We start from the raw sequence: 19,101 nt of genomic DNA, 5'->3' as shown, positions 1-19,101 counted from the left end.
TTTTGCTTGGGATTGTAATCTTTAAAGACTACTTTTGATTTAATTGACACACCGCAAGTTAATAAACTTGCCGAATATGGGGAGCTCTCGGGCTCCCTTATTTGTATAAAAAAATTAGGGCTGTATCACTTTTGAGACAGCCCCTTTTTTTGTTTTTGAAATAAAAACCAATTAATGAAACTCACTAAACAGTTTGGTTGCCTCATTATAAGCACTCTCAAAACTTAACGAGTTAAGATTAGTCACAGCTTTTTCGGCGGTAAAGTAAGAAAGCATTTTCTCTGTCGGCATATTGCCTGTAAGTTCATCTTTTGCCATTGGGCAGCCACCAAAACCCTGTATTGCGCCATCAAAACGCCTGCAACCGGCTTTATAGGCAGCATCGGTTTTTTCATGCCATTTGTTAGGTGTAGTGTGCAGGTGTGCACCAAACTCTACGTCAGGATATTTAGGTATCAGGTTAGAAAAAAGGTAGTCAATCACTTCAGGTGTAGAGCTGCCAATGGTATCAGAAAGCGAAAGTATTGTAACGCCCATAGCAGCCAGTTTTTCTGTCCACTCACCTACTATTTCCACATTCCACGGGTCGCCGTAAGGATTGCCGAATCCCATAGATAAATAAGCAACCACCTCTTTGTTACTTTTATCGGCAATGTTAAGTATTTCCTGAAGCGTAATTATAGATTCTGCAATGGTTTTGTGTGTGTTACGCATCTGGAAGTTCTCGCTTATAGAAAACGGGTAACCCAGGTATTGTATTTCAGGATGTACCGAAGCAAGCTCTGCCCCTTTTGTGTTTGCAATAATGGCAAGCAGCTTACTTGTTGTAGCAGATAAATCGAGCTGTGCCAATACCTCTGCCGTGTCCTGCATTTGCGGTATGGCTTTCGGCGATACAAAGCTGCCAAAATCTATAGTATCAAAACCCACACGCAGTAAAGACTGCAAATAAGCTACTTTGCGCTCTGTAGGTATAAAAGCTTTAATGCCCTGCATGGCATCTCGCGGGCATTCTATAATTTTTACCTGCTTCATAGAAGCCAAAGATAAAAAAGTTTTTTATTGATTTCGCGGCAATAAATAGCTAATACCTGATATTTTTAGCAATATGGCAAAATATCTTTTGCTACGCTATGAATATCAAAATTTTAGTTACAGCCCCTGCTTTACTATTTCAAGGTTAATTGCTTTAACAAGCGCAGGGCCTTCATATACAAAACCGGTATATAATTGCACAAGGCTTGCTCCTGCTTTCAGCTTTTCTATGGCATCATCAGGTGAATGGATTCCCCCCACCCCTATTATCGGGAATGCCTTATTACTTTTTTCTGAAAGAAAACGGATAACCTCTGTAGAGCGTTTTGTTAGCGGCCTGCCGCTAAGCCCCCCCGCTTCACTCTTGTTTTCTGATTGTAATCCTTCCCTGCTAATGGTAGTATTGGTAGCAATAACCCCTGCAATTGCAGTTGTTTTTACAATATCTATAATATCCAGTAGCTGTTCATCTGTAAGGTCGGGTGCAATTTTAAGCAGTATAGGCTTTTGCTTTGGTTTGGCAGCATTAAGTGCCTGTAATGCCATCAACAGCTTTGTAAGCGGTTCTTTATCCTGTAACTCACGTAGATTGGGTGTATTAGGTGAGCTTACATTCACTACGAAATAATCTACATAATCGTAGAGCGCATTAAAGCATATTTCATAATCATTTACAGCCTCTTCGTTAGGCGTAATTTTATTCTTGCCTATGTTTCCGCCTATCAGCACGTGCCCCTTTCCTTTAGGGTTGCTCTTAAGCCTTTCTGCAGCAGCGGCTACACCCCAGTTATTAAAACCCATACGGTTTATAAGCGCATTATCTTCCTTAAGTCGAAAAAGCCTTGTTTTAGGATTACCTTCCTGTGGTTTTGGTGTAAGTGTGCCAATCTCTATAAAACCGAAGCCGCAGTTAGACAGTTCTTTATATAGCACAGCATCTTTATCAAGGCCTGCTGCAAGCCCCACAGGGTTATCAAATGTTAGCCCGAAAACCTCACGTTTAAGTTTAGGATGGTTTACGGTATATTTTTTACGCATAAAGGCAGCAGCACCGGGAATTTTATTCAGTAAGCGAATTGAATCGAAGGTAAAATGGTGAACTTTTTCCGGGTCATACCTGAATAATAGTGGCCTTATAAAAGATTTATACATAATAGTTGTGTTGTTGCTGCAAATTTACTTAAATTCCCGATATAGATGAAAAGCACACCAACAACTTAAAAAATTATGGAACAACCCACAGGTAAAACAAAAAACAGCGGTTACCAGGCAGGAGTAAGAAAAACATTTGCCATCAGCCTGCAGGATGCGTGGCAACTTGTATTTTCCGGTAAAGCAATGGCTATATGGCTGGGCGACGAAACAGACCTACGTACAGTTAAAGGCTCACCATATAAAACAGGTAATGGTATAACCGGCACAGTAAGGGTTGTAAAAGAGTTCTCTCATGTAAGGCTAACATATAAAAAAGAAAATTGGCATAGTGAGTCGTTGGTTCAGATAAGGTTTATACCTGCCAAAACAGGGACAACCATAAGCTATCATCAGGAGAAATTGGCTGATGCCGCACAAAGGGAAGAAATGAAACAGCACTGGGAAGCCGCACTGACTAAATTTACAGAACTTCTTTAATGGATTTAAAAGATACTTTTCGGAACCTTGTTGCAAAATATGCTAAAGATGTCAGTCTAACTGAAAACCTTTGGCGGGAGTTAGAACTACAGTATTCGGCAAAGGGAAGGTATTACCATACCCTCGAGCACTTGCAGCATATGCTTAACATGCTTGTACCTGTATTAAAAGATACTGAAGATACAGACAGTTTGCTGTTCGCACTTTTTTATCATGATTTTGTTTATATCGCTACATCCGGTCAAAATGAAGAAAACAGTGCAAAGGCTGCTACAAAATGTTTAAAGGCTATAGGCTTTCCGGAGCAAAAGATTACTTTGTGTTGTGAACATATAATAGCTACTAAAAAACATGAAAATTCTGGCAACAGTGATACTAACCTGCTTCTCGATGCGGACCTGAGCATACTGGGAAGCAGCCAAGAAGAATATGACATTTATTGCAAGCAGATACGCAGAGAATATGCTATATATCCTGATGTTATCTATAAACCCGGAAGAAGAAAAGTGATTAAGCATTTCCTTGAAATGGATTATATTTATAAAACACTACATTTCAGGCAATTGTTTGAAAGCAAAGCCAAAAGCAACCTTAAAAGAGAACTTGAATTACTCTGATATGTTAGTTTCGGTTAAAAACATTACCGGCAATACTTAATACATTTTATAATATTTATTTAATTAAGCATGTGTGCTGCATAATGTGTATATTCCTTTTCTTATATTTGATATAAAATTGCTAAAAGATTAATACATGTGCCTGTATGACAGTAGAGGATAATAATGTGAAGCCGGACTTTCTTTCATCAAACGGGCAGTTAGGGCAATTAATCAGGAACCACGATTGGGAATCAACTTCACTTGGCCCGATACAAAACTGGTCGCAAAGCCTTAAAACAACCATTAACCTGATGCTGAATTCCCAAAACCCGATCTGGATTGGCTGGGGAACGGAAAATCTTTTTTTATACAATGATGCGTATATAGATGTTCTGGGTACTGATAAGCACCCGTGGGCACTGGGCAAGCCTGCATCAGTTGTTTGGGAGGAAATATGGGATATTTGCGGCCCGCTTTCTGACAAAGTTTACAAAGAAGGAAAATCTACCAATAATACCGATGTTCAGCTGTTTATGAAAAGGGGCAGCCTGCTGGAAGAAGTATATTTTTCTTTTTCCTACAGCCCTGTTATAGATGAGTCCGGTAAGGTAGGCGGATTGTTCTGCCCTAATTTTGAAACTACTTCTAAAATATTAAATGCAAGGCGCAACGGAACTTTATCTGAACTTGCATCAAAATCACTTATAGAAAAAACTCCGGAAAAAGCCTGTGCTACAGCTGCCGCTACACTATCTAAAAACCCTGAAGATATTCCGTTTGCAATGTTTTACCTGCAAAATAACAGCGGTATAGAGGTGATACAACGTGTAGGGCTCGAAAAGTGTACTGAAACAGTTTTTCCTAAAAGTATTTTATATAACCAAAACGGCGACAGTAAAAAATTTATTGATATAATGCAGGCCGGGCAGATGGAAATTATAGAAATTACCGAACCTGACCTGTTTCCTAAAGGCCTTGCAGGGCAGAATATTAAGCAGGCAATAGTATTACCGCTAACGCTTTCGGGTAATGTACCCGCAGGGCTACTGATATGCGGACTCAACCCTACCCGCAGGCTTGATGTTGATTATTATACATTTTTCGAAATGGTATCAGGACAGGTAGCAACAGCATTGCAAAATGCCACTGCCGCTGAGAATGAACGCAAACGTTTAGAAGAACTCGCGGAGATAGACCGCGCCAAAACAGCTTTTTTCAGTAACATCAGCCATGAATTCCGCACACCGTTAACGCTCATGCTCGGTCCGCTGGAAGACATGCTCCAGAACGGGGGGCTAAAACAAACAGAGCGTAAATCTGTAGAAACTACACACCGCAACGCGCTGAGGCTGTTAAAACTGGTAAACACGCTGCTAGATTTCAGTATGATTGAAAGTGGCAGGGTAAAAGCAAAATATGCCCCTTTAGATGGTGCCGCCTTTACGGCAAGCCTTGCCTCTAATTTTAGGTCTATAATAGAGCGTGCAGGTATAGCATTTAATGTTGAAGCAGGTAAAATTACCCGTAATGTTTACCTTGATAAAGACATGTGGGAGAAGATTATTTTTAACCTTCTTTCCAATGCCTATAAATATACGCTGAGAGGAAAAATATCTGTAACCATACAGGAAGATGGTGACCTGTTTACAGTACAGGTGGCTGACACCGGTACAGGTATACCTAAAAGCGAACTGCCTAAAATGTTTACCCGCTTCCACCGGATTGCCAATAGCGCCGGACGCAGCTTTGAGGGTTCAGGCATCGGGTTAAGCATGATAAGGGAATTTATCCTGCAGCACGGAGGTGAAATAGCTGTTGATAGTGAAGAAGGTAAAGGCACTGTTTTCACTGTAAAAATTCCTTTTGGCAGAAAGCACCTGCCCGAAGAACAGGTTTCTGAGAAAAACTATGCCGAGGATGTTTACTTAAGTGATATCCATAAAAAAGAAATAAAGCTGCTTTTAGCTGCTGAAGATGATGATATAGAAGTTACGACTGAAGAAGTACATCCTGTTACCGATACCGTACTGGTTGTGGATGATAATGATGATATGCGCCATCACGTAAAGTCTATCATCCGTACAAACTATAATGTCGTAACCGCACGAAACGGGAAAGAAGCACTTGAAAAGATAAAGCTGCATAATGTTGCTTTAGTGCTCAGCGATGTAATGATGCCTGTAATGGATGGCCTTCAACTGGTTAAAGAAATTAAAAAGAATCCTGAAACGGCGATACTGCCTATAATACTGCTTACAGCACGTGCGGGAGAAGAGTCGCGGATACATGGTTACGAAACCGGTGCCGATGATTATCTGGTTAAGCCCTTTTCATCTAAAGAACTTATGGCGCGCATACGCTCTCATATTACCATCAGCAAGAGCAGGAACCATATCCGTAACCAGATAAAAAGCATTTTCAGCCAGGCGCCTATAGCCATTATCATTTTAAAAGGAAGTGATTTTATTGTTGAGATGGCAAACGCTGAAGCATTGAATATGTGGAATGTAAATCACTATTATTTACAGAACAAGCCTATACTTGAAGCTTTGCCTCAAATTGAGAAACAGGGTTACAGGCAAATACTTAATGATGTTTATACAACCGGAAAAACATATACCGAAGAAGAAAAACAGTTTACAATAGGTGATATCGATGAGCCGAAAAGCCTGTATTTAAAAATAGCACTACAACCGCTTTATGACGAGAATGGTGTTATTTCGGGTATAATAACAATTGCCGAAAATATAACCGCACAGGTTGAAACACGCAAAAAAATTGAGGACAGCGAAACTAAATTCCGTAACCTGATACAACAGGCGCAAATTGGGATTGTAGTTTTTAAAGGTGAAAATTTAAAGGTTGATGTCGTAAATAGTAAGTATTCTGAATTACTTGGAATGCAACCATGGCAGATTGAAGGCAGGGAGATGTGCGATATTATGCCGGAACTCAAAGGATCTTACGTAGAAAAGAGCCTCCTGCACGTCCTGCATACAGGAGAAAGGCACACACACAATAACCTTCCTGTAACGCTAAATTTGCACGGAAAAACCGAAACGAATTACTACAGCTCTGTTTATCAGCCGCTGGTAGAAAATAATAAAATTACAGGTGTTGTGGCTTTAGTTAGTAAGGTAACTGATGAATATCTTGCCACAAAAATAAGGGAACAAAACGAAGAAGACCTTAGGCTTATACTCGAAACGATGCCGCATATTGCCTTCAGGGCCAACAATACAGGTATGCTTGTGTATTATAACCAGCGTTTTTATGATTATACCGGGCTTACTAATGATGAAGCACTTGGCACAGGATGGCAGGCTGTTATTCACCCTGACATGTTGCAGGATGTACATAACAACTGGATGCACTGTGTAAATACAGGGGAAGAATTTGATATATCTTTCCTCATGAAGCGTGCATCAGACGATATGTACAGATGGCATCTTGCCCGCGCCGTAGCACTGCACGATGATAAAGGTACCGTAACACAGTGGGTTGGTACGCTTACAGATGTGCACGAACAAAAAGTTTTTGCAGAAAAACTTGAAGCAATGGTTAACGACCGCACAGAAAGACTGAACAAATCGAATATTTTGCTGGCTCAAAAAAACCTTGAGCTTGAACAAACCAATAAGGAACTTGAGTCGCTTACTTATGTGGCGAGCCATGACCTGCAGGAACCGCTGCGCAAAATAAGGACGTTTATAAACATAATTAAAGATAAAGGCAGTCCTGAAAAGAATGAGCAGTACTTTACTAAAATTGACACGTCCGCAAGGCGTATGTCGCAGCTCATTCAGGATGTACTAACTTATAGCAGGCTTGCTTCGGGCAGTGAAGAATATGTGCCAACAGATCTCAATAAAATTCTTGAAGCCGTTTTGCAGGATTATGAACTTGCCATCAATGAAAAAAATGTAATTATACAGGCTGAAAGGCTGCCGGTAGTAAACGCAATACCGCTGCACATGAACCAGTTATTCGGTAACCTTGTAAGCAATGCATTAAAATACAGTAATGAACGGCCTGTTATAAGTATTAGCTGTAAAACCGTTCGCGGATTTGATATTAAAGACTTTAACGGCAATAATATAGAACAGAAATATACCGAAATACGATTTGCTGATAACGGTATTGGTTTTGAAGACAAATACAGCAAGCAGATTTTTAAAATGTTCCAAAGGCTGCACGGCAGGAATGAGTATGCCGGTACAGGGATAGGGCTTAGTATCTGTAAAAAAATTATTGAGCAGCATAATGGCTATATTAAGGCGGAATCATCGCCCGGAAGAGGGGCTGTTTTTACTGTAAACCTGCCCATTTAGACTGTATTATCCTGTAAAAAGATAATTAATCGTTAACTTTGTGCTCCGTTATTATAAAAAATATAAAAATGCAGCACATTATAAACCGTTTTATCAGCTATGTAACAGTTGATACCGAATCAGACCCTAATTCTGATACTACACCGAGTACCGCAAAGCAATGGGATTTAGCCTACAAGCTTGTAGAAGAGCTAAAGGCAATAGGCATGGAAGATGTTACCATTGATGAGAATGCTTACATTATGGCTACACTGCCGTCAAACGTAGAGCATAACGTACCCGTTATAGGATTTGTGTCACATTTTGATACTACTCCTGATTTTACCGGGGCTAACATAAAACCGCAAGTTATAGAAAATTATGATGGTGGCGATATAATGCTTAACCAAGAGCAGAATATTGTATTGTCGCCAAACTATTTTAAAGACCTTTTGCAATACAAAGGGCAGACTATAATTACTACTGATGGCACTACCCTTTTAGGTGCCGATGATAAAGCAGGTATTACAGAAATTGTAACTGCAATGGAATACTTAATCAACAATCCTGAGATAAAGCACGGAAAAATTCGTGTTGGTTTTACACCCGATGAAGAAATAGGCAGGGGCGCGCATAAGTTTAATGTAGCCAAATTTGGTGCTGACTGGGCTTACACTATGGACGGTAGCCAGATAGGTGAGCTTGAGTATGAAAACTTTAATGCTGCAGGCGCAAAAATTACCTTTAAAGGGAAAAGCGTTCACCCTGGTTATGCAAAGGGTAAAATGATTAATTCCATGTTACTGGCAAGCCGTTTTATTAATGCACTGCCTGAAAATGAAATACCTGAAAAGACTACAGGATACGAAGGTTTTTACCATGTTACAGGTATTAACGGCAGTATAGAAGAAACTACGGTTCAGCTTATAATACGTGACCATGATAAAGAAAAATTTGAAGCAAGGAAAGAGCGGGTTAAAAAAATAGCTGAGGAAATAAGCAATGACTTTTTAGAACAGTTCGGCGAGCCTGTAGCTATTGCAGAGGTTAAGGACCAGTACTACAACATGAAAGAAAAGGTTGTACCGGTTATGCATATAGTGGATATTGCAGAACAAGCAATGAAAGAACTCGATATTGAACCTATAATAAAACCGATACGCGGCGGCACCGATGGTTGCCAGCTATCCTATATGGGGCTGCCCTGCCCTAATATTTTTGCAGGCGGGCATAATTTCCACGGCAAATATGAATATGTACCTGTAGAAAGTATGCAAAAAGCTGTTGAGGTTATTGTGCGTATAGCTGAAATTACTGCTAAGAAATATAATGGCTAAGAAACAGGAAAGCAACCAATGGCAACGAAACCAGCTTTGGGAAGATGAAATAAATCTCCTGAAGGGAATTGCAGATGAAGCAGGGCTCACTGAAACAGTTAAGTGGGGCGGTATTGTCTATACCTACAAAGGTAAAAATGTAGTTGGCATTGGTGGTTTTAAGGAATATTTTACGCTTTGGTTCTTTAAAGGTGTTTTTCTTCGTGATGAAGCAGGTGTGCTTGTAAATGCTAATGAAGAAAACACAAAATCTTTACGGCAGTGGCGGTTTAACCACATACGAGAAGTGGACAGGAAATTAGTACTGCAATATCTTTTAGAAGCCATAGAGGTTGAAAAAGCCGGGCTGGAAATAAAGCCTGAAAAGAAACAAACGGTAATACCTGCACTACTTCAGGATGCCTTTGATAAAGATAATGGCCTGGCGGCAGCATTTCAGCAACTCACGCCTTATAAGCAAAGAGAGTATTGCGAGCATATAGAAAGTGCAAAACGAGAGGAAACAAAGCTCTCGCGGTTAGAGAAATGCTTAGAAGGAATTTTACAAGGCAAAGGCCTGCACGACAAATACAGATAATGAAAAAGCCTCATCTTTTTTTGATGAGGCTTTTTTTATGATTGCTCGCTTCCGCATTAATTACGCACGAGTTTTTTGTATTTAATACGCTTAGGGGTAAGGTCACCGCCAAGGCGTTTTTTCCTGTTCTCTTCATAATCTGAGAAGCTGCCCTCAAAGAAATATACTTCAGAGTTACCTTCAAAAGCAAGTATGTGGGTACATACCCTGTCAAGGAACCACCTGTCGTGCGATATGATAACAGCACAACCGGCAAAGTTATCCAAACCTTCTTCTAAAGCCCTTAATGTATTAATATCAAGGTCGTTAGTAGGCTCATCTAAAAGTAATACGTTACCTTCTTCTTTAAGTGTCATGGCAAGGTGAAGCCTGTTACGCTCACCACCCGAAAGTGTATTGACTTTTTTATTCTGGTCGCTGCCACTAAAGTTAAACCTGCTCAGGTAGGCACGGCTATTAACCTGCCTTCCGCCCATCATTACAAGTTCCTGCCCATCGGCAAAATTTTCCCAAATGGTTTTCTCAGGATCTATATTCGAGTGTGACTGGTCAACATAAGCAATCTTTACGGTATCGCCCACAGCAAACTCGCCTTTATCCGGCTGCTGCTCTTCCATTATCATTTTAAAGATAGTGGTTTTACCGGCACCGTTAGGCCCAATAATACCTACAATACCCGCTTGCGGCAGGGTAAAATTGAGGTTGTCATAAAGCAGTTTGTCGCCAAAAGCTTTTGCGACACCTTTAGCCTCAATAACATTTGTACCAAGCCTCGGGCCGTTAGGGATATAGATTTCCAGCTTTTCTTCAAGCTGCTTCTGGTCTTCGTTTAATAGCCTGTCATAGTTTTGCAAACGTGCCTTTTGTTTGGTCTGGCGGCCTTTGGCACCCTGCCTTACCCAATCCAGCTCACGCTCAAGGGTTTTGCGGCGCTTACTTGCTGTTTTCTCTTCCTGCTCAAGGCGCTTGGCTTTCTGGTCGAGCCATGAAGAATAGTTCCCTTTCCACGGAATACCCTCTCCCCTGTCTAACTCCAGTATCCATCCTGCTACATTGTCAAGGAAATAACGGTCGTGCGTAACGGCTATAACCGTACCCTGATATTGTTGTAAGTGCTGCTCCAGCCACAGTACGCTCTCAGCATCAAGGTGGTTTGTAGGCTCATCCAATAGTAAAACATCAGGCTGCTGCAACAACAGGCGGCATAAGGCAACGCGCCTTTTTTCACCACCGGAAAGCACGTTTATAGGGGTGTCAGGATCCGGTGTGCGAAGGGCATCCATGGCTATTTCCAGCTTGGTATCAAGCTCCCATGCGCCAAGGGCATCTATCTTATCCTGAAGCTCTGCCTGCCTGTCCATCAGCTTCTGCATTTTGTCGGCATCTTCATATACCTCCGGCAGGCCAAACATGTCGTTTATCTTATTAAACTCATCTAAAACAGCTACCGTTTCGGCAACACCTTCACGAACAATCTCTATAACTGTTTTGCTTTCGTCAAGCTTTGGTTCCTGCTCAAGGTAACCTACTGTATAGCCCGGTGCAAAAACCACATCGCCCTGGTAGCTTTTATCTACCCCTGCAATGATTTTTAGCAATGTTGACTTACCCGAACCATTAAGACCGAGAATCCCGATTTTGGCCCCGTAAAAGAAACTAAGGTAAATATCTTTTAAAACCTGCTTATTACCGCCCTGATAGGTTTTACTAACCCGGGACATGGAAAATATTACTTTCTTATCGTCGCTCATATGTTATTTTTCAATTGTTTGCTGTTATTATACTCTGCCCTTTAGCGCATTAAATGCCCATGATATGGCAAAAAAACCGATACCAACCGTAGAAAACCCAATTGCATAATCTTTATATTTAAGTACCCCTAAAAGCACAAGCGCGGTGCCGATAAGGAACATTATAAAGGAGGCCCACCCAAAGATGGTATTTTTATTCATTCCCATGATGTTACTTTCTGTATTTTATAAGTGTGCAAATATCGTGAATATATGCGCTAATTAAAAATCTTTACCAGCATCTCTTTCAGCAGGTCATGCTGCGATACTGCATTTGCTCCTACACCTTTGCTTTTTACATCAATATCGCGCAGGGCGGCTACAATAGAGCTTACTTTTTTCATAGGATAATTGCGCAGCGCTATGTCATAATCTTTAAGAAAATAAGGATTTACCCTAAGCACTTTTGAAACGTTACCGGGGCTTTTATCTTTTAAACCATGATATTGCAGCAACTGCGAAAAGAATCCGAAAATAAGGCCTGTAGTCATAACCAAAGGGTTATCCTTAGGGTTTTGCGCAAAGTAATTAGCTATCTTATAAGCCTTAAGCTGGTCGCGCTCCCCTATTGCCTTGCGCAGTTCAAAGATGTTATAGTCTTTACTGATACCTATGTTATCTTCTACATCTTTAGGTGAGATTGTATGCCCTTTAGGTAATATTATAGCAAGTTTATCCAACTCATTGCTTATCCTGCTCAGGTCATTACCTAAAAACTCTACCAGCATTGCTGCAGCTTTTGGCTCTATACCATAACCTTTACCCGATAATACACGCTTAATCCAGTCGGCAACCTGGCTCTCGTACATTTTTTTGCTTTCAAAAACAACTCCATTCTTTATAACGTTCTTAATCAGTTTTTTGCGTTTATCAAGTGTTTTATACTTATAAGCAAAAACAAGAACGGTAGTTGGCTGCGGGTTTTCAGCATAGCTTTCCAGTTTTTCTATGGTTCGGGATAGTTCCTGTGCTTCCTTAACAATAACAACCTGCCTTTCAGCCATCATAGGGTAACGCTTGGCATTGGCAACAACCTCTTCAATAGTTACATCTTTGCCGTATAGCACCATCTGGTTAAAGCCTTTATCCTCTTCCGAAAGTATGTTATCTTCTATGTATTCGGTCAGCTTGTCAATGTAGTATGGCTCCTCACCCATAAAAAAGTAAACAGGCTTAATAATACCGCTCTTTATTTCATTTACAATTTTTAAAACTTCATCCAAACCGCTGTACTTTTAAGTGTTGCTTTTATCAGGAAAAAAGTACCTTTGCCCTATGCAAAAGCTTAATTTTCCTGACTATACTTTTCGATTCAAAAATAGTGAAAATAAGCTCGCTATTTTTGACGGTGTCCGCAAAAAGTTTGTGATACTTACCCCAGAGGAATGGGTGCGCCAGCATGTTGTAACGTTTCTGCTTGGTGACATGCAGTACCCAAAATCATACCTAAACGTAGAGAAGCTCCTGAAAATTAACGGGCTTAATAAAAGGTATGATGTAGTTGTATATAACCCTGATGGCAGTGTTTTTCTTTTAGTGGAATGCAAGGCGCCAAGTGTTGCTATAACACAAATAACATTCGACCAGATTGCCCGTTATAATATGGCAGCCAAAGCACAATATATGATGGTTACTAACGGAATAAACCACTACTTTTGCAGTATGGACTATGAGCAGGAAAAATATATATTTTTAAAGGAACTTCCTGCGTACAAACTACACTTATGAAAAGCATTGCTGTTGTTATACTGAACTGGAACGGAAAAGAGCTCCTGGAAACCCTTTTGCCGGGTGTAATCAAATATTCGCCTGAAGCAACCGTTTATGTAGCGGATAATGCTTCAAACGACGGCTCTGTTGCTCTTTTAGAAGAGCATTTTCCTGAAGTAAGGATAATACAAAATAACGGCAACCTGGGTTATGCCGGAGGTTATAATAAAGCTTTACAGTCGGTTGAAGAAGATATATATGTACTGGTAAACTCTGATGTAGAAGTTACCGAAGGCTGGCTGCAACCTGCTATAGATTTATTTGAAAGAGATACCGAAACAGCAATTATACAGCCTAAGATACTGGACTACTACAAGCGTGACTACTTTGAATATGCCGGTGCTGCCGGAGGATTTATAGATAAGTATGGCTTTCCGTTTTGCAGGGGGAGGATATTTGACACCTTGGAAAAAGACAACGGACAGTATAATGATGAAAGTGAAATATTCTGGGCATCGGGAGCGTGTTTTTTTATCCGTAAAAATGTATTCAGGGAACTTGGAGGTTTTGATGAAGATTTTTTTGCTCACCAGGAAGAAATTGACCTTTGCTGGAGAGCATTTAACCGTAATTATAAGGTGAGGTTTTGCTATCAGTCGATAGTATATCACATGGGTGGGGCGACACTTAAAAACAGCAGCCCAAAAAAAACATTTCTGAATTTCAGGAATTCACTTTGGATGATGCTAAAAAACCTGCCTGCTGGGCAACTGTTTCCTACACTCTTCCTGAGGCTTAGCATGGATGGCTTGGCAGGCATACGATTCCTCACAAAGGGACAGTTTGCACACCTTTGGGCTGTTTTAAAATCACATATTTACTTTTATTTAAAATTATTTTATTTCCTAAATAAAAGACCTTCAAAACATTACAATAATTATTATCACATAAAGAGTATTATATACAGTTATTTTGTACGCAACGGCAAGATTTTTGCTGATATTTAACAAGAATTTATAACCAATTTAATTCAGCATTTTTTTATCATTAACTAATTTTGTAAAAAATCTAAACACAGACATTTATGAAAAGAACCATTCTGACACTAACACTGGCAGCGTTAACGCTAACATCCTGCGGTTCTAAAAAGAAAATTGCCGAACTGGAGGCAAAAAATAAAGAAATACAGGATATGCTTAACTCGGCTACACTTAAGCTGAACACCTGCCTTGCCGAAAAAGATCAAATGGCCAGTCGTATTCAGGACCTTAAGAGCAGGGAAACTGACTTGATTAACACGCGTGACCAAATTACTACTTTGTCTTCTCAGGGAGCGCAAAACCTTGAAAAGACGTTAGAAAGCCTTAAAGAAAAAGACCTTAAGATTAATAGGCTTCAGGATGCACTTACACGTAAGGACTCTGTTACACTTGCCTTGGTATCGAGCATAAAAAGGGCTGTTGGTGTTAACGATCCGGATATTGAAGTGAATGTAGAAAAAGGAGTTGTGTATATCTCTATCGCTGATAAGCTGTTATTTAAGAGCGGAAGGTATGAAGTTACCGACAGGGCTAAAGAAATTTTAGGTAAAGTTGCAGCTATAGTAAAAGATAAGCCGGACTTTGAATGTATGGTTGAAGGCCACACTGATAATGTGCCGATTAACAACCCTGTACTACAGGACAACTGGGATTTAAGTGTTAAGCGTGCTACATCTATAGTTAGGATACTGCAACAGGATTATGGTATTGATCCTAAAAGGCTTGTTGCTGCAGGACGTGGTGAGTATGTGCCTTTAGAAGCGAACACAACTGCCGAAGGCAGGGCCCGTAACAGGAGGACAAGGATACTGGTATTACCTAAAATTGACCAGTTCTATGACATGATTGAAAAAGAAATGAAAGGCCAAAGCAAATAAGCTTTTGGTAATAACAGTAAAAGCTCCGCAATTGCGGAGCTTTTTTATTTAATTGATTGCCTGAAATTTATTCGATACCAAAGTCGCTGTCTTCTTCATCCTGCAGCCTTCTCTTGTTCTGTTCTTCCCTCGAAAGGGTGTCGCTGTTTCCTGAATTTGAGTTTTCTGTTACATTGGCATCATTCTCTTCAGGATTTTCTGCCTGTGTAAGGTCATTTTGCTGCTGCATATATTCTTTATCCTGCCTTTCGTCGTTGGCAGCCATTTTTTCAGTAGCTTTTTTATTTGCTGCTTCTTCCCTTTCCTCCTTCTTGTTACTGTTTTCTGATAAATTTTCCATAGCGCTGTTTTTTTTGTTTACATAATTAAATGTAACCAAATAATAGGTGGCGCATTTATAAAAGTACGTTAATGTTTACCGAAACTCAGTCCAAACCTGTTGCTTCTTTTAAAAGTTATGCGGGGCATATTAATAATAATACCCGTTACGCAAACTAATAATAACACAACCAGCAGGGAAAAATAAATTATGCCATTAAACGTTTTGAGGTTTGGAAAATCTACAATCAAAAGTATGGTTGTAGCTAATAGGGTAAATGCGGATAGTATGATATTAAAAGTTTTCATAGTCCTTTTTTTACAAATTCTTAATCGATTTTCTGTGATAAGGACTATAAAGTCCTTTTAAACTGTACTATTTTCCATTGTCTTAAAAAAATAATAGGTAGCTCTTAAATATTTGATACTAAGGTACAAATAAATATCCACATAGCATTAACAAAATATTAATTATTGTTTAGGATAATGTTTAATTAAAATTATTTAGTGTAGATGTTAAAATTAGGATGTTCTTGATTAAATTTGGAGTATTTGCCAAGACAAAGTAATGGATAGATATACCGGTATATTTAATGGCCCTGAAGACTCTGCTACAAACGACAAGCATATATCACTTGTTAAGGAAGAATATTTCTCAAGGCTTATGGAATTTCTTCCCGCTGTAATATATACCTGCGATGCCGAAGGAAAAATAACCTACTACAATAAGGCTGCTGCCGCTTTTTGGGGGTTTAGCCCGGAAGCCGGAACTGATTTTTATTTTACAGGATGGAGGGCATATACAATAGATGGGCAGCCGCTTCAGGCAGACCAGACACCAATGGCAAAAACACTAAAGTATGGTAAGCCTTTTACTGACGAAATTATCATAGAAAATGCTGAAGGCATTAAAAAATATATACAGCCTTTACCCAAGCCCATCTTTAACACGTCAGGCACACTAATTGGCGTTCTCAATATGCATATAGACATTACACAGCGTTACCAGCTGCGTATGCAGGCATTGGAGACAGAGCGCAAACAAGAACTCTATAATAAAAAAGTAGAGACGCGTTATGAAAAGATGATTGATGAAGTTCAGGATTATGCTATCATAATGCTTGATAAAGAAGGTAATATAATCAGCTGGAACAAAGGTGCGGAAAAAATAAAAGGTTACACAGCCGACGAAATTACCGGCAAAAACTTCAGGAATTTTTATTTTGAAGATGATATTACAAAAAAACTGCCTGAGATGCTTATTGAAGAAGCATTTTGTAATGGCAGGGTGGCCCATGAAGGGTGGCGGAGGCGAAAAGACAACAGCAGGTTCTGGGCAAGTGTTGTAATAACGGCAGTACATGATGATGAAGGCAATGTTGTAGGTTTTACTAAAGTTACACGCGACCTTACTGAACGAAAACGCTCTGAAGAAAAAATAAAGCAATATACGGCAGAGCTGGAGCAGAAGAACAAAGCACTTGAACAATATGCATCTATAGCTTCGCACGACTTACAGGAACCGATACGTAAAGTAGAAGTTTTTACAGGCATGCTTAAATCAAAAATTAATTCACCTGAAGCTGTAAGCTTATATGCTGATAAAATTACTGCTGCCACGCAGAGGATGTCAAAACTTATAAGGGAAATACTTCAATATACCCGCACAAATGCAGAGGCATTATTTGAAGAAGTTAGCCTCAGCGCCATATTAAACAATGTTATTACTGATATGGAACTTATCATAAATGATAAAAAAGCAGTAATAAACTACAGCAACCTACCGGAAATTAAAGGTATTAATATTCAACTCTATCAGTTGTTTTATAACCTGTTAAGCAACTCAATAAAGTTTAATGACCGTATCCCGGTTATAGATGTATATCATGAAGATGCGCCCTGGGCAGAAATTGCCGCTGTAAAGCAACTACAGCAGGATATAGGCTATTATAAATTCACTATAAAAGATAATGGCAAGGGGTTTGACAATAAATATGGCGAACGCATATTTGAGATGTTTGAGAAACTTGACGAGAAAGCTAAGGGAACAGGTATAGGGCTTGCACTTTGCCGCAAAATAGTAGAAAACCACCACGGATATATAAAAGCTGTAAGCAAAGAAAATTCAGGAACAGATATTTTAGTGTACCTGCCGAAGTAATGGCTAACTTTTATTTTTATATACCGAGGCCATTGTGAATATGCGGTTAAAGTAGCTGTTAAGGCAGGCAAGGTCGTTATTGTAGTTTTTATTTATCTGTCCGTTTGCCAGCCACATACTTTCAGGCTTTATTATAGCTTTTGCGCCTTTTTTGCTGTTGCTTGTATATTTTATATTAGTTATACTTACACGATATTTACCCTCGCTTATTACTATTTCAAAATCAAAGCTCAGTTCTTTTTCCATAAATGGAGAAGTATCCGGGCAGGTATGTTTCACTTCTGAGCCATGCCCTTTATAAGTGCCGCCTTCAGAAGCTGTTACACTAAGCCGTGGATGTTTTTGTATTAAGGCTGCAATATCTTTCTTATCAGTTATAAAAACATTTTCCCATATTAAGCTGTTCTGCTTAACGAAAAAATTACTGGTTTGTGCAAAACCCGCAGCAGTAAAAAAAATAAACAAAAACAGTATTCTCATAGCCGGATAGAGTGGATTTTTATTCAAAGGTAATACAAATGCAAATCACTTGTAAAAAAAATATTCTGTATTTTTAATCCGGTTTTTAACAATCTCAATCAATGCTATACGTGCTAATTTCTCTGCTCCTGCTGGGCTCTTTTCTTGTTATTTATTTTAATAAAACTGACTTCGGAAAAAAACCTTCAGCGCGGCATAAGGCAATACTCGAAAAATCATCTCATTATAAAAATGGCAGTTTTGTTAATTTTGAAGAGACTCCTGACCTTGCACCCGGGAAAAACTTTATATCAGTACTCTTTATTTTCTTATTCCGGAAAAGCAAAGATGTAAAGCCTCCGCATCCTGTAACATCAGTAAAAACCGATTTGTATGCTTTGCAACCCACTGAAAATTGTTTGGTGTGGTTTGGCCATTCGTCATATTTTATTCAAATCAATGGCTTAAAAATATTGGTAGACCCTGTCTTCAGCGGCAATGCTTCGCCAATAACCGGAACCAATAAAAGCTTTGAAGGTTCTGATATTTATACCGCGGCTGATATACCGGATATTGATTATCTCATCATAACCCACGACCACTGGGATCATCTGGATTATGAAACAGTAATTAATCTACGAGAAAAGGTAAAAAATGTGATAACTCCTTTGGGTGTAGGATCACATTTAAACCGATGGGGTTTTAAATCAGAAAAAATTACCGAATTAGACTGGGGTGGTACAGTGCCAACAACAGGTGATATAAAAATAACTGCAGTTCCTGCAAGGCACTTTTCAGGAAGGGGTTTAAAAAGAAATGGTACCCTGTGGGCAGCTTTCGTATTAACCTGCAACAACTACCGACTATTTATAGGCGGAGATTCAGGTTACGGAAACCATTTTGAAAAGATTGGTACGGAATACGGCCCTTTTAACTTGGCTATACTGGATTGCGGGCAGTATAACGAAGCCTGGCCCTACATACACATGATGCCCGAAGAAACTGTAAAAGCGGCTATAGATTTACAGGCAGCCTCACTCCTGCCGGTACACTGGGGTAAGTTTGCCCTGTCGCTGCACGACTGGGATGAGCCTGTTAAGCGTGTAAAAGCAGCATCAGAGGCTAAAGGTATGCCATTGATAATACCACAGATAGGCAAAAAAATAATAATCGCTTAAAAGTTTAATTTTAATAAAGGTTTAATATAATTTTAAACATTATCTGTTTTTAAATGCTGAACTTGCATCCAGATTAA

Annotated in this window: 17 protein-coding genes; 10 read left to right on the top strand and 7 right to left on the bottom strand. The window is 39.5% G+C overall.

Features of this window, described 5'->3' with window-relative positions; genetic code table 11:
• Window positions 1-171 precede the first annotated feature (171 nt).
• Complete coding sequence (locus KJK34_RS02710; RefSeq protein WP_223052301.1) at window positions 172-1,035, bottom strand: hydroxymethylglutaryl-CoA lyase; 864 nt, start codon at window positions 1,033-1,035, stop codon at window positions 172-174.
• A 117-nt stretch (window positions 1,036-1,152) separates the two neighbouring features.
• Entirely contained in the window at window positions 1,153-2,187 is a 1,035-nt protein-coding gene (locus KJK34_RS02705) for a quinone-dependent dihydroorotate dehydrogenase (protein WP_223052300.1), read from the bottom strand.
• A gap of 75 nt (window positions 2,188-2,262) precedes the next feature.
• On the opposite strand from KJK34_RS02705, the gene KJK34_RS02700 reads away from it, so the two are divergent.
• From KJK34_RS02700 to KJK34_RS02680, 5 genes are all read left to right on the top strand, one after another.
• Entirely contained in the window at window positions 2,263-2,667 is a 405-nt protein-coding gene (locus tag KJK34_RS02700) for an SRPBCC domain-containing protein (protein WP_223052299.1), read from the top strand.
• Window positions 2,667-3,284 (top strand): HD domain-containing protein, encoded by a 618-nt coding sequence (locus KJK34_RS02695; RefSeq protein WP_223052298.1) that lies wholly within the window; start codon window positions 2,667-2,669, stop codon window positions 3,282-3,284. Before KJK34_RS02700 ends, KJK34_RS02695 begins: the two co-directional genes overlap by 1 nt.
• Before the next feature lie 146 nt (window positions 3,285-3,430).
• Window positions 3,431-7,597 (top strand): ATP-binding protein, encoded by a 4,167-nt coding sequence (locus tag KJK34_RS02690; RefSeq protein WP_223052297.1) that lies wholly within the window; start codon window positions 3,431-3,433, stop codon window positions 7,595-7,597.
• Between the two features lie 68 nt (window positions 7,598-7,665).
• Window positions 7,666-8,913: a peptidase T gene (pepT, locus tag KJK34_RS02685; protein WP_223052296.1), complete on the top strand. Its 1,248-nt coding sequence runs from the start codon at window positions 7,666-7,668 to the stop codon at window positions 8,911-8,913.
• Window positions 8,906-9,490 (top strand): YdeI/OmpD-associated family protein, encoded by a 585-nt coding sequence (locus KJK34_RS02680; protein WP_223052295.1) that lies wholly within the window; start codon window positions 8,906-8,908, stop codon window positions 9,488-9,490. Before pepT ends, KJK34_RS02680 begins: the two co-directional genes overlap by 8 nt.
• A gap of 56 nt (window positions 9,491-9,546) precedes the next feature.
• Here KJK34_RS02680 and ettA read toward each other — a convergent pair whose 3' ends face one another.
• The 3 genes from ettA to holA are packed head-to-tail and all read right to left on the bottom strand — an operon-like array spanning window position 9,547 to window position 12,503.
• The gene (gene ettA / locus KJK34_RS02675) at window positions 9,547-11,241 is read right to left on the bottom strand and encodes an energy-dependent translational throttle protein EttA (protein WP_223052294.1); all 1,695 of its coding nucleotides are present in this window, start codon (window positions 11,239-11,241) and stop codon (window positions 9,547-9,549) included.
• Window positions 11,242-11,268: 27 nt separating this feature from the next.
• On the bottom strand, window positions 11,269-11,448 hold the full coding sequence (locus tag KJK34_RS02670) for a CAL67264 family membrane protein (RefSeq protein WP_223052293.1): 180 nt from the start codon (window positions 11,446-11,448) through the stop codon (window positions 11,269-11,271).
• Window positions 11,449-11,498: 50 nt separating this feature from the next.
• On the bottom strand, window positions 11,499-12,503 hold the full coding sequence (gene holA / locus KJK34_RS02665) for a DNA polymerase III subunit delta (RefSeq protein WP_223052292.1): 1,005 nt from the start codon (window positions 12,501-12,503) through the stop codon (window positions 11,499-11,501).
• Window positions 12,504-12,555: 52 nt separating this feature from the next.
• Between holA and KJK34_RS02660 the strand changes: the two genes are divergently transcribed.
• The 3 genes from KJK34_RS02660 to KJK34_RS02650 all read left to right on the top strand — a co-directional run bounded on the left by KJK34_RS02660 (window position 12,556) and on the right by KJK34_RS02650 (window position 14,908).
• Window positions 12,556-13,008, top strand: a complete 453-nt coding sequence (locus KJK34_RS02660) for a type I restriction enzyme HsdR N-terminal domain-containing protein (RefSeq protein ID WP_223052291.1) — start codon at window positions 12,556-12,558, stop codon at window positions 13,006-13,008.
• The gene (locus tag KJK34_RS02655; protein ID WP_223052290.1) at window positions 13,005-13,997 is read left to right on the top strand and encodes a glycosyltransferase family 2 protein; all 993 of its coding nucleotides are present in this window, start codon (window positions 13,005-13,007) and stop codon (window positions 13,995-13,997) included. Before KJK34_RS02660 ends, KJK34_RS02655 begins: the two co-directional genes overlap by 4 nt.
• 77 nt (window positions 13,998-14,074) lie before the next feature.
• Complete coding sequence (locus KJK34_RS02650) at window positions 14,075-14,908, top strand: OmpA/MotB family protein (protein ID WP_223052289.1); 834 nt, start codon at window positions 14,075-14,077, stop codon at window positions 14,906-14,908.
• 67 nt (window positions 14,909-14,975) lie between these two features.
• Here KJK34_RS02650 and KJK34_RS02645 read toward each other — a convergent pair whose 3' ends face one another.
• A complete protein-coding gene (locus tag KJK34_RS02645) occupies window positions 14,976-15,248 on the bottom strand; it encodes a hypothetical protein (RefSeq protein WP_223052288.1) in 273 nt (90 codons plus the stop codon).
• Between the two features lie 546 nt (window positions 15,249-15,794).
• Here KJK34_RS02645 and KJK34_RS02640 point away from each other — a divergent pair.
• Window positions 15,795-17,387, top strand: coding sequence for a PAS domain S-box protein (locus KJK34_RS02640; protein ID WP_223052287.1), 1,593 nt, complete (start codon window positions 15,795-15,797; stop codon window positions 17,385-17,387).
• Window positions 17,388-17,390: 3 nt separating this feature from the next.
• Here the strand turns inward: KJK34_RS02640 and KJK34_RS02635 are convergent, their stop codons facing one another.
• Window positions 17,391-17,867, bottom strand: a complete 477-nt coding sequence (locus KJK34_RS02635) for a hypothetical protein (RefSeq protein ID WP_223052286.1) — start codon at window positions 17,865-17,867, stop codon at window positions 17,391-17,393.
• A 101-nt stretch (window positions 17,868-17,968) separates the two neighbouring features.
• Here KJK34_RS02635 and KJK34_RS02630 point away from each other — a divergent pair, with 101 nt between their 5' ends.
• A complete protein-coding gene (locus tag KJK34_RS02630) occupies window positions 17,969-19,024 on the top strand; it encodes an MBL fold metallo-hydrolase (RefSeq protein WP_223052285.1) in 1,056 nt (351 codons plus the stop codon).
• The last annotated feature ends 77 nt before the right edge of the window (window positions 19,025-19,101 follow it).

This window comes from Flavobacterium coralii (assembly GCF_019891545.1).
In the GTDB taxonomy this organism is placed as follows: domain Bacteria; phylum Bacteroidota; class Bacteroidia; order Flavobacteriales; family Flavobacteriaceae; genus Flavobacterium; species Flavobacterium coralii.
The sequence above is the reverse complement of the archived record's forward strand: the minus strand, read 5'-3'. Positions and strand labels throughout refer to the sequence as shown.